At 67.4% G+C, this 11597-nt stretch carries 10 protein-coding genes; all 10 read left to right on the plus strand.

All coding sequences use genetic code 11. From position 1 onward, the window contains the following. Positions 1–549 (plus strand): carbamoyl phosphate synthase small subunit (locus tag VKF82_05055; GenBank protein ID HME81423.1); only part of this gene is annotated, 549 nt, incomplete at its 5' end. After that, positions 546–3782 (plus strand): carbamoyl-phosphate synthase large subunit, encoded by a 3237-nt coding sequence (gene carB, locus VKF82_05060; GenBank protein ID HME81424.1) that lies wholly within the window; start codon positions 546–548, stop codon positions 3780–3782. The genes VKF82_05055 and carB, both read left to right, overlap by 4 nt. Before the next feature lie 10 nt (positions 3783–3792). Further along, positions 3793–5193, plus strand: a complete 1401-nt coding sequence (locus VKF82_05065) for a penicillin-binding protein 2 (protein HME81425.1) — start codon at positions 3793–3795, stop codon at positions 5191–5193. Continuing rightward, on the plus strand, positions 5193–7307 hold the full coding sequence (gene pknB / locus VKF82_05070; GenBank protein ID HME81426.1) for a Stk1 family PASTA domain-containing Ser/Thr kinase: 2115 nt from the start codon (positions 5193–5195) through the stop codon (positions 7305–7307). The genes VKF82_05065 and pknB overlap by 1 nt, the downstream gene beginning before the upstream one ends. A 1-nt stretch (position 7308) precedes the next feature. Continuing rightward, positions 7309–7794: a crossover junction endodeoxyribonuclease RuvC gene (ruvC, locus tag VKF82_05075; GenBank protein HME81427.1), complete on the plus strand. Its 486-nt coding sequence runs from the start codon at positions 7309–7311 to the stop codon at positions 7792–7794. Beyond that, positions 7794–8462 (plus strand): Holliday junction branch migration protein RuvA, encoded by a 669-nt coding sequence (gene ruvA / locus VKF82_05080; protein HME81428.1) that lies wholly within the window; start codon positions 7794–7796, stop codon positions 8460–8462. The genes ruvC and ruvA overlap by 1 nt, the downstream gene beginning before the upstream one ends. Next, entirely contained in the window at positions 8459–9517 is a 1059-nt protein-coding gene (ruvB, locus tag VKF82_05085; protein ID HME81429.1) for a Holliday junction branch migration DNA helicase RuvB, read from the plus strand. Before ruvA ends, ruvB begins: the two co-directional genes overlap by 4 nt. Before the next feature lie 59 nt (positions 9518–9576). After that, complete coding sequence (locus VKF82_05090) at positions 9577–10665, plus strand: SpoIID/LytB domain-containing protein (GenBank protein ID HME81430.1); 1089 nt, start codon at positions 9577–9579, stop codon at positions 10663–10665. A 14-nt stretch (positions 10666–10679) separates the two neighbouring features. Further along, positions 10680–11384: a papain-like cysteine protease family protein gene (locus tag VKF82_05095; protein ID HME81431.1), complete on the plus strand. Its 705-nt coding sequence runs from the start codon at positions 10680–10682 to the stop codon at positions 11382–11384. A gap of 7 nt (positions 11385–11391) precedes the next feature. Continuing rightward, on the plus strand, positions 11392–11597 hold a 206-nt coding region (locus VKF82_05100), incomplete at its 3' end, for a hypothetical protein (protein HME81432.1).

Here is an 11597-nt window from a genome sequence, read left to right on the forward strand (position 1 = left end):
ATCGCGGACTGCTTGGCGGCGGCAGGCGCGGAGGTCATCGAAGCGCCGTTCGATGCGTCGTTCGAGGACTTGCTCAAGTTGAAGCCGGACGGCTTGGTGGTGAGCAACGGTCCCGGTGATCCGGCCGAGCTGACCGGCGTCATCGACACGCTGCGCCGCGTCGTGGATTACGGCAAGCTGCCGACGTTCGGCATCTGCCTGGGTCATCAGGTGCTAGCCTTGGCGCTCGTCGCGCGCACGTATAAATTGAAGTACGGCCATCGCGGCGGCAACCAGCCCGTGCAGCAGCTCGACGGCAAACAGGTCATCATCACCGCGCAAAACCACGGCTACGCGGTGGATCCCGCGTCGCTGCCGGCCGGCGTCGAGCAGACGATGATCAACCTCAACGACGGCACCAACGAGGGCCTGCGCCATCGCACCCTGCCGATCGAATCAGTCCAGTTCCATCCCGAGGCGTCGCCCGGGCCGACCGATGCGCGCCATCTGTTCGCCGATTTCGTCGCCAGCCTGCGAAGCGCGCGTGCGAAACCCGAGGGAACCCGTTGACGCCGCGCACCGTGCTCGTCATCGGCTCGGGGCCCATCGTCATCGGCCAGGCCGCCGAATTCGACTATGCGGGCGTTCAGGCGTGCCGCGCCCTGAGAGAAGAAGGCTGCCGCGTCGTGCTCGTCAACTCGAATCCGGCGACCATCATGACCGATCCGGAGATGGCCGACGCGGTCTACCTCGAGCCGCTCGTGCCCGCGCACGTCGAAGCGATCATCGAACGCGAGCGCCCGGACGCGATGCTGGCCACCCTCGGCGGACAGACCGGGCTCAATCTCGCGGTGATGCTCGCGGATCGCGGCGCCCTCGAGCGCCACGGCGTCAGGCTGCTCGGCACGCCGCTGCGCACCATCCGCCTCGCCGAAGACCGCGAGCTGTTCAAGAAGGCCATGCTCGACATCGGCGAGCCGGTGCCCGAGTCTGCCATCGTCCGCAGCGTCGAACAAGGCTTGGAGTTCGCGCAAGGCGCGGGCTACCCGCTGGTCGTGCGCCCCGCGTACACGCTGGGCGGCACCGGCGGCGGCATCGCGCACGATGCGAGCGAGCTGCGCGCCTACCTGCGCTCAGGATTGGCCGCGAGCATCGTCCACCAAGTGCTGCTCGAGACCTCGCTGCTCGGTTGGAAAGAGATCGAATACGAAGTGCTGCGCGATAGCGCGGACAACTGTATCATCGTCTGCAACATGGAGAACATCGACCCGATGGGCGTGCACACGGGCGATTCGATCGTCGTGGCGCCCTCGCAGACGCTCTCGGATCGCGACTATCACCGCCTGCGCGCCGCAGCCATCAACATCATCCGCCACCTGAAGGTCGAGGGCGGCTGCAACATCCAGTTCGCGCTCGACCCGCACAGCGACGCATACAACATCGTCGAAGTCAATCCGCGCGTCTCGCGCTCGTCCGCGCTCGCGAGCAAAGCCACCGGCTATCCGATCGCCAAGATCGCGACGAAGATCGCGCTCGGCAAGCTGCTGCCGGAGCTGACCAACCCCGTGACCGGTGTGACGACCGCCGCGTTCGAGCCGGCGCTCGACTACTGCGTCGTCAAGATCCCGCGCTGGCCGTTCGACAAGTTCCCGCTCGGCGACGCGCGCCTGGGCACGCAGATGAAATCGACCGGCGAGGTGATGGCGATCGCGCGCACGTTCGGCCAAGGGATGATCAAGGCGGTGCGCGGCCTGGACATCGGTCGCGATTGTCTGACCGGCTGGTCGCTGCAGCAGTGGAGCGACGACGAGCTCGACGACGTCTTGCGCGCGCCGACGCACGAACGGCTCTTCGCCGTCGCCGAATGCCTGCGGCGCGGCCGCGAACCCGGCGCCATCGCCGCGATGACCTCGATCGATCCGTTCTGGCTATGGGAGCTCAAGGAGCTGGTCGAGATCGAAACGGCGCTCCGAGAGCCCGACGAACCAACCGCGAAAGATGCATGGAGCGGTCGAATTCATTCGACCGTGATAGACGCCAAGCAAGCCGGCTACGCCGACACGACGATCGCGCGCCTGAGCGGCGTGCCGCGCAAAGATGTCGCCGCCGCCGGCGGCGCCTCGACCGCGACGGCCTACCGCATCGTCGACACCGCAGCCGCCGAATTCCCGGCGCGCTCCCCCTACTACTACGCGACGATCGGCGAGCAGGACGAGCTGCGCCGGCCCGACCGCCAGTCCGTGGTCGTCGTCGGCAGCGGTCCGATCCGCATCGGCCAAGGCATCGAGTTCGATTACTCGTGCGTGCACGCGGCCTGGGCCCTGCACGATGCCGGGGTGGCGTCGGTGATGGTCAACAACAATCCGGAGACCGTCTCGACCGATTTCGATATCTCAGACGTGCTGATCTTCGAACCGCCGGCCGTGGACGAGGTCGAACACGCCGTGCGCGCCACCGGCGCGCGGGGCGCGCTGCTGACCTTCGGCGGGCAGACGCCGATCAATCTCGCGCGCGATCTGGCGGCGCGCGGCGTCAACGTGCTGGGCACCGACCAGCACGCGCTTGATCTGGCCGAGGATCGCGAGAAGTTCGACGCGGTGCTGGCCAAGCTCGGCGTCGCGCGGCCGGCAGGACGGACTGCGCTCTCGTTCCGCAAAGCGCGCGAAGTCGCGCGCGAGATAGGCTTTCCTGTCCTGGTGAGGCCGTCGTACGTGCTTGGCGGACGCGGCATGGAGATCGTCTACAATGAAGCGCAGCTCGCGGCGTATGCGGAAAGCGCCCCGCCGATCCAGCCGCACGCGCCATTGCTCGTCGACAAGTATCTCGCGGGCACCGAAGTCGAGGTCGACGCCGCCTTCGACGGCGAGGACATCATCATCCCCGGCATCTTCGAGCATGTCGAGCGAGCCGGCATCCACTCAGGGGATTCGACGGCGGTCTACCCGACCCAGAACATCAGCGAGGAGATGGAAGCGCGCATCGCCGACGTCACCAAACGCCTCTGCAAAGAGCTCGGCATCCGCGGCCTCATCAACGTCCAGTACATCATCTACGAAGGCAAACTCTACGTGATCGAGGCCAACCCGCGTGCGAGCCGGACCGTGCCGATCATCGCCAAGCTCACCGGCGTGCCGCTGGTCGCGGCCGCCACGCGCATCGCGCTCGGCGCCACGCTCAAGGAGATGGGCTTGGATCGCGGACTGCTGCCGCATCCCGACTTCGTCGCCGTCAAGATGCCGGTGTTCTCGTTCTCGAAGCTGCGCCGGGTCGAGACCATGCTCGGACCTGAGATGAAGTCCACCGGTGAGGTGCTGGGCATCGACACGACGTTCGCGGGTGCGCTGCTGCGCGCGCTGCTCGGCGCGGGCATCGCGCCGCCGCCGCCGGGCGGCCGCATCCTGTGGTCGATCTCCGATGCTGAGAAGCAGCGCTCGCTGCCGGTGGCGCGCGCCTTCGTCGAGCTCGGCTTCCAGCTCTACGCCACCCCCGGCACGTGGCAGCTGCTGCATAGCCATGGCGTCAGCGCCACGCGCGTCAACAAGATCGCGGAAGGGTCGCCGCATTGCATCGATTTGATCGCGGCCAACGGCGTCGATCTGGTCATCAACGACGCTGCCCAGACCTCGATGGCGCAAAGCGACGGATTCCGCATCCGGCGCGCAGCGGTCGAAGCCGGCATCGCCTGTCTGACCTCGCTCGATACCGTGCGCGCGCTGCTGGTCGCGCTCGGCGCGGACCGCGGTGAGCGCATCGAAGTGCGCTCGCTGCAGGACTTCGTGCGGACCGGTCTCACCGTCGCCTAAGGTGAACGCCATGCGCAGGCGCCTCGGGCGCATCGTCCTCGTCTTCATCGCGCTGTTCGTCTTGCTCGCGGTGCAAGAGGTGCGCGTGCAGATCATCCAGCGCACGTCGATCGCGCAGCGCGCGGGCAACCCGCGGCGCAGCTTGACCAATGAGTTCCGCGGCGCGCTGCTCGACGCGAGCGGCGCCGCCCTTGCGCTGACCAAGGGGACCCGGCGCGTGTATCCCGCCGGTCCCGCGCTCGCGCAGCTGGTCGGCTACTCGTCGCCGTTCTACGGCGAGTCTGGTCTTGAATCGGCGCTCGACTCCGTCCTCGCCGCACCGCTTCAGTCTGCCGGCGGCGCCGACGTCAGCGACTTCTTCAGGCGCAACGGCCAGACGTCGACCCGCATGGGCGGCGATGTCGTGCTCACGTTGCGCGCCGACATCGCGCGGGCGGCGGACGCCGCGCTGCCTCCCGACGTGCGCGGTGCGGCGATCGTGATGGATCCGCGTTCCGGCGCCATCCTGGCCGCCGTCAACCGCCCGACGTTCGACCCCAACACGCTCAACGTCCAATGGAGGACGTTGCGCTCCAACCCGAACTCGCCGCTGCTCGATCGCGCGTTCGCGGGCCTGTACCCGCCTGGCTCGACGTTCAAGATGGTCACCGCCAGCGCGGCCCTCGACAGCGGCGTCGTGGTCCCCACCGACACGTTCGTCGATCCGGGCTATTTCTCGATCGGTCCGTTCCGCGTCGAAAACGACAAGCGCGAGATCACGGGCACGCAGGACATGATCAACGCCTTCGCGCTCTCGAGCAACGTCGACTTCGCGCAGATCGGCCTGCGCCTCGGGTTGGACGGTTTCTACGACTACCTGCACCGCTTCCACGTCGGCGACGACCCCCAGGTCGCGGTGCCCGCCGCACGCGATGAAGTGCCGCCCAAGGAGAGCGTCTCGCCCTCGGAACTGGCGCAGATGTCGTTCGGCCAAGGCGGGTTGGCGGTGACGCCGCTGCGCATGGCGTTGGTCGCCTCGACGATCGCCAATGGCGGCGTCATGATGCGTCCCCAGCTGGTCAAGCAGTTCCGCTACGGCGGCGGCGGACACAGCGTCGACGTGCCGCCGGTGGTGTGGGAGCGCGTCATGTCGCAGACGACAGCCGACGAGGTGCGCACGATGATGATCGCGGTGGTCCGCAATGGTACCGGCACCGCGGCGCGAATCCCCGGGGTGACGGTCGCGGGCAAGACCGGCACGGGCACGCACACGGGCGCGCCGCCCGATGCGTGGTTCGTCTGCTTCGCCCCCGCCGAGCATCCCCGTCTTGTGGTCGCGGTGATCGTCGAAGATGCCGGCTACGGCGGCACGGTGTCCGCGCCCATCGCCCGCGCCATACTCGCCGACGCATTGAAGCTGTACCGACAATAATGGCCGACGTCATCTACAACGAGCGCTATCGGCTCGACGCCAAGATCGGCGAGGGCGGCATGGCCGTGGTCTACCGCGGTTACGATCTCATCCTGCGCCGTCAAGTCGCGATCAAGGTGCTACGCCCCGCGTATTCGGCCGACGCCGCCTTCGTCGAGCGCTTCGACTTCGAGGCGCAGGCCGCGGCGAAGCTCTCGCACCCCAACATCGTCACCACCTACGACGTCGGCAAGGTCAATGGCGACCACTACATCGTCGAAGAGTACGTGCCGGGCGAGACGCTGGCCACGTTGATCGCGCGCCAGGGAAGGCTGCCCGAATCGGTCGCGGTGCGCTATGCGCGCCAGATATGCGCCGCACTCGCGGCCGCACACCGCCAAGAGCTGCTTCACCGCGACATCAAGCCGTCGAACATCTTGATCACCCGCGAGGACGTCGTGCGGGTCGCCGACTTCGGCATCGCGCACGCAGTCGACGACTCCGCGTTCGTGGACCGCGCGCAAGCGGAAGACGTAGTCCTGGGTTCGCTGCCCTACTGCGCACCAGAAGTGCTGACCGGCGATCGCGTCACCGAGGCGAGCGATCTGTACAGCGTCGGCGTGCTGCTGTTCGAGATGGTCACCGGCGTTCGACCGTTCACGGGCGTGGACTCAGACGCGCTCGCGGATGCCATCGTGCGCGATCCTGCGCCGGATGCGCGCAGCAAAGGCGCCGAGATCAGCGCGCATTTCGCGGGCATCATCGCGCGGTTGTTGCGCAAGCAGCCGGAACAGCGCTATGGGTCCGCGGGCGAAGTGCTGGCGGCGCTGCGCCAGATCGTGCGCGGGCCGGCAGACGACGAGGACGCAGAAGAAGAAGCGGGCCCGGATGCTCCCACTGAGGTCCTGCGCCGCCGCGCGCGGCAGACGATGGTCGAAGCCGGAGCGAAACCGCTCGAGCTGCCGGCGCCGGCCGCGCTGCCGGCATGGCGCGCCGGCCGGATGCTCGCGTACGCCGGCATCATCGTCGCGCTCGCGCTGGTGATCGCACTCGTCATCGCAGGGCGCCAAGCGCTGTCGCACGACATGCGCGTGCCCGACCTCGCCGGAAAATCGATCGGCGAATCGATCGCGACCCTTCATTCGCTTGGCATCGACGCGGTCGCGATCCGCCAAGGGTCAGATCCGGTCGTGCAAGGGGGCCTGGTCGCGGGCACCGAGCCCGGCCTCAATCAACGTGTGGTCCCCGGGCAGACGGTGACGTTGCTGGTCAGCACCGGCCCGCCGACGGTCGAGGTGCCGAACGTCCTCGGTCAGGAGCCGAACAACGCGCAAGAGTTCCTGGCGGCCCAGGGATTCCAGGTGCGCGTCGGGGCAAAATTGCACAGCGCGACCATCAAACAGGGCCTCATCGCCGCGACCAACCCCGCGCCCGGCTCGCCGCTCGGCAAGGGCGGCACGGTGGTCATGAGCGAGAGTCTCGGCCCCGCGATGGTCACGGTTCCCAACGTCGTCTCGCTCACCGAAGACGAAGCGCGCAAGATGTTGGCCAAACTGGGGCTCAAGCTTGCGGTCAACTCACAGGTCGCGGTCAACAACATCCCGGCCGACATCGTGCTCAGCCAAGATCCAAGCGAGCGCGGCAGCCTGGCGCCGGGCGGCACCGTGATGGTCGACGTGAGCGCGGGTCCGGCGGCGATCGAGGTGCCCATGCTCGTCGGCCAGACCCTTGACGCGGCGCGCCAAACGCTTGCGGGTCTGGGCCTTTCGATTGGCAACGTCGTGCAGGCCGACGTGCCCGACAAGCCGCCGGGGACCGTCGTGAGCCAGACGCCCGGCGCGTTCGCGCGCGTCACGCAGGGTGCGGCGATCGACGTCGTCGTGGCTGCCGGCGCACCAAGCCCCGCAGCGCCCGCCCAAAGCTCGCCGCCGGCGAATTCGGCGCCCTCGATCCCGGTGCCCAACGTCATCGGGATGCCGCTTGATCAGGCCAAAGGCGTGCTCGAGCGCAACGGCTACACCGTAAACCGCGTCATCGTCGCAGGTTCGGCGACGGACGCGAAGGTCTTGAGCACCGATCCGCCGGTCGGCACGACGCCGGCGACCAACGCCGTGAATCTCATCATCGGGCGATGACGTGCGCGTCTTAGGGATCGATCCTAGCGTCCGCTCGACCGGCTACGGCGTCATCGAAGTCCGCGGCAGCGTCGTGCGGCTCGTTGAGGCCGGCGTGATCTCGACCGACCAGCGGCAGCCGTTCAGCGTGCGTCTGGGCGACATCAATGAAAGCCTGACGGCGCTCATCGACGCCACCCATCCGGATATCGTGGCCATCGAGGAGGTCTTCGCACGCGCGGTCAACCCGAAGACCACCATCATGATGGCGCACGCGCGCGGCGCGCTCTTGGCCGCCGTGGCAGGCGCTCGCTTGGAGGTCGTCGAGTTCTCGGCCACCAGCGTGAAGCGGGCGATTGCCGGAAGCGGCGCCGCCTCCAAGGAACAAGTCGCCAGGATGGTCGTGCAAATGCTGCGTCTGGCGAGCGTGCCTCGCCCCTCTGACGTGACCGACGCGCTCGCACTTGCGCTCGCTTGTGCGCATCGCAACGGCAGGCGCCCGCGCTGATGTTCTCGCGGATCGAAGGCAAGCTGCGCGAGCGGCGCGAGCAATCGGTGGTCATCGACGTCGGCGGCCTGTCGTACGACGTCATGGTGCCCGGCTGCGTGATGGACAAGCTCGTGACGATCGAGCTCGGCAAACCGGTGGCCCTCGAGGTGTTCTCATATCTGTCGATCGACGGCAATCGCGGCACCTCCGCCTACGTGGGCTTCACCAATGCCGTCGAGCGCGAGTTCTTCGAGGCGCTGCTGTCGGTGTCAAGCGTCGGACCGAAGACCGCCGTGCGCGCGTTTGCGCGCCCGATGGCGGAGATCGCGCGCTACATCGACGATGGCGACCGCAACGCGCTGCGCCGCCTGCCGGGTATCGGCGATCAGAAGGCCAAAGATATCATCGCGAAACTGCAGGGCAAAGTCGCACGCTTCGGGCTGATCCAGGGCGAGTCGCCGCACGCCGCGGCACAGCCGGACCATGTCGCCGAGGCGCTCGACGTGCTCTTGCAGCTGCAGTACAAACGCGGCGAAGCGGAACGCATGATAAAGGAAGCGCGGGCGGCCAACGGTTCGATCAGCAGCGCTGAAGAGCTGTTGACTGAGGTCTATCGTCGGACGCGCGGCGACGATGTGGTCGCGCGTTCTTCGAACGCGCCGGCACCTGAGGGTGAGACGCGATGAGCCCCCGCAAGCCGGTCGCCGCCGCGGGCGATGATGACGCTGCGCGCCATCCGCTCGTCGCTCCGTCCGAGTCGATCGAAGATCAGATCATCACCGTCACGCTGCGCCCGGCCGGCTTCGAGCATTATGTCGGACAGCGTGGCATCGTCGAAAACCTCAGGATCTCGATCGAGGCCGCCAAGAGGCGCGATGAACCGCTCGATCATGTGCTGCTCCACGGTCCTCCCGGGCTGGGCAAGACGACGCTTGCCAACATCGTGGCGCGCGAGATGGCCGCGACGTTCCATCAAGTGTCGGGTCCGACGCTCGAGCGTCCGGGGGACCTGGTCGGGATCCTCACCAATCTCGGACGCGGCGACGTGCTCTTCGTGGACGAGATCCATCGCCTCAGCCACGTCGTCGAAGAGTTCCTGTACCCGGCGATGGAAGATTTCGCGATCGACTTCATGGTGGATCGCGGCGCGTATGCCAAGACCATCAAGATCAACCTCAAGCAGTTCACGCTCATCGGGGCCACCACGCGAGCGGGGCTGCTGACCGCGCCGCTGCGCGAGCGCTTCGGCATCGTGCAGCATCTCGATTACTACACGCCCGAGGATCTGCGCCGCATCGTCGAGCACTCGGCGACGATCCTCGGCGTGAAGGTCGAGCCTGATGGAGCGACCGAGATCGCAGGCCGGGCCCGCGGCACGCCGCGCATCGCCAACCGGCTGCTGCGGCGCGTGCGCGACTTCGCTCAGGTCAAAGCGCATGGCGTCATCGACCGCGACGTCGCGCAAGCGGCGCTCGCGCTCGAAGGCATCGATCTGCTCGGGCTGGACGCGCTCGACCGCGCGTTCCTGCGCGCGCTCGTCGTGCAGTACGGCGGCGGACCGGTCGGCATCAGCGCGCTGGCCGCCAGCGTCAATGAAGAAGAAGAGACGCTGACCGACGTCGTCGAGCCGTTCTTGATCCAGATCGGGTTCTTGCAGCGAACCGCCGGCGGACGCCGGGCGACCGCCAAAGCCAAAGCGCACCTCGGATTGAGCGGGAGCGAACAGCCACGCCTGCTATGATCTCCCAATACCGCCGATGTACTCCCGCGCTCTTGAGCGCGGGTTTGCTTTGCGCTTGCGTGCTTCTGACCGCCGTCCCCGCGCACGCGCAGACCATCCGCGTGCTGCTCGCCTCGCACCAGTTGCAAACCGTCGTGGCGTCCGAAGGCGGCCTCGTCGTGCGCGGCGCCGACGGCGATCAAACCCCGCTGCTGCAGCCTGAGATCACGACGGTGATGGAGGTGCGGCCCGGTGCGGCAGGACTGGTCCTCGCCGGCGTCGTCCCCGCAGGATCGCGCATACTCGCGCAGCCGCTCATGGACTCGCCGCTCGTGGTCGACGGAAGGACCTATCGCGGCAGAGTGTGGATCTCGCGCGACGACGACGGCACGCTCGACGTCATCGACGAGCTCGACCTGGAGCAATATTTGTACGGAGTCGTCGGCGCGGAGATGGATCCGGCCTGGCCGGAAGTCGCGCTGCAGGCACAGGCGATCGCCTCGCGCAGCTATGCCGTCGCCCGCGCCGCGCTGCACGAATATCCGGGCTACGACGTCAAGGCGGGAGAGCAAGACCAAGCCTATGGCGGAGTCAACGTGGAGACGCAGGCATCGGTCGACGCCGTCGAATCGACGCGCGGCGTGGTGCTCACATACCAGTATCATGTGGTGAAGGCGTATTACTCGTCGTGTGACGGCGGCTACACGGCCGACGGCTCGAATCTGTCCGACCCGCAGCCCTACCTGCTCGCACAGCCGGACCCGTACGCCGCCGAATCGCCGCACTTGTCGTGGTCGGCCAGCGTGCCGCTCAGTTCATTCTCACAAGCGTTTCGCGCGCAAGTCGCCGATATCGGGGAAATCACCGCGATCGCACCCGGACCCGCGGATGCGTCGGGCCGGCTGACCAGCGTGACGGTCACGGGGACGGGCGGCGCGCGGACCATCTCGGGTCCGCTTTTTCGCCAGCTCGCGGGACGACACGTCGTCAAGAGCACGCGCATCGCGTCGCTGGCGATCGACGGCGACTCGCTCGTGGTGAAGGGGTCCGGGTTCGGACACGGAGTCGGGATGAGCCAATGGGGCGCCAAGGACATGGCCGACCAGGGCCTGGGCATCACCGCCATCCTTTCCTTTTACTACCGCGGCGCTATGCTTTCGAAGATATGAGGGGGACCACAACCATGCGGCGTTGGGCTAAAGCGATGACGGTGCTTTGCTGCGCTGTCGCGGCCGCGGTATGCGGCCACGGCCGGCCGGCAGCCGCCGGCACGATTCCGTGCAAAGAAGTGTACGGTCCGGGCGGCGGGTACGTCTGCGGCGCGGAGGTGGAATCGCGCCTCATGGACACGGCCTACAAGACCGCGCAGACGCAGACCGGCTGCTGGGCGTCGTCGATGGCGATGATCATCGCGTTCTACGGCGGCGGCATCTCGCAATCCGACATCCTGTCGACGCTGTTCGGCTCAAGCGTGCCCGACACGTTGACGCCAGCCCAGATCGCTGCGTACCTCAACCACACGTATACCAGCAGCGTAGACCACTCGACGAGCGACACAAGCGGGACCGCACTGTTCACGACGCCGATCGGCGGCTCGCGCGCGGCCCTCAAGTCGCTCATCGCTCAGCTGACCGACGAGACGCCGCTGCTCGTGTTCTCGTCGCACAACGCGATGGTATTGACCGCCGTCTATTACCACGCCGACATTTTCTCAAGACCGACCAGTTTCTATGCGGCGGTAGTTCGCGACCCGTTCCCGCTGACCGGCACGCCGCCGCCCCCGTCGCCCAGCATCAAGCTTGACGGCCACCCGGGCGAGCGCTTTCTCACCGCAGCCGACTACAATGACATCCAGTCCGTCTATCAAGTGAGCGTGAAGAGCCACTAAGGCCGGCGTGACGCTGCTCGAACTCACCGACGACGATTTCGCGGCGATGCTTCGAGGCGACGCGCGCGTGCGCCCGGGGCTCCAGTCGCCGCCCGGCGGCGTCGAAGATGCGTACGTCGTGGCGCACATCCGCCGCATGGCTGCGGACTTGCATCGCGGCGGCTACGCCGGCGGCCAGTGGATGATGGTCGCAAATGGCGAGGTCGTGGGACT

The sequence above is a fragment of the Candidatus Eremiobacteraceae bacterium genome, from assembly GCA_035314825.1.
GTDB lineage: Bacteria > Vulcanimicrobiota > Vulcanimicrobiia > Eremiobacterales > Eremiobacteraceae > JAFAHD01.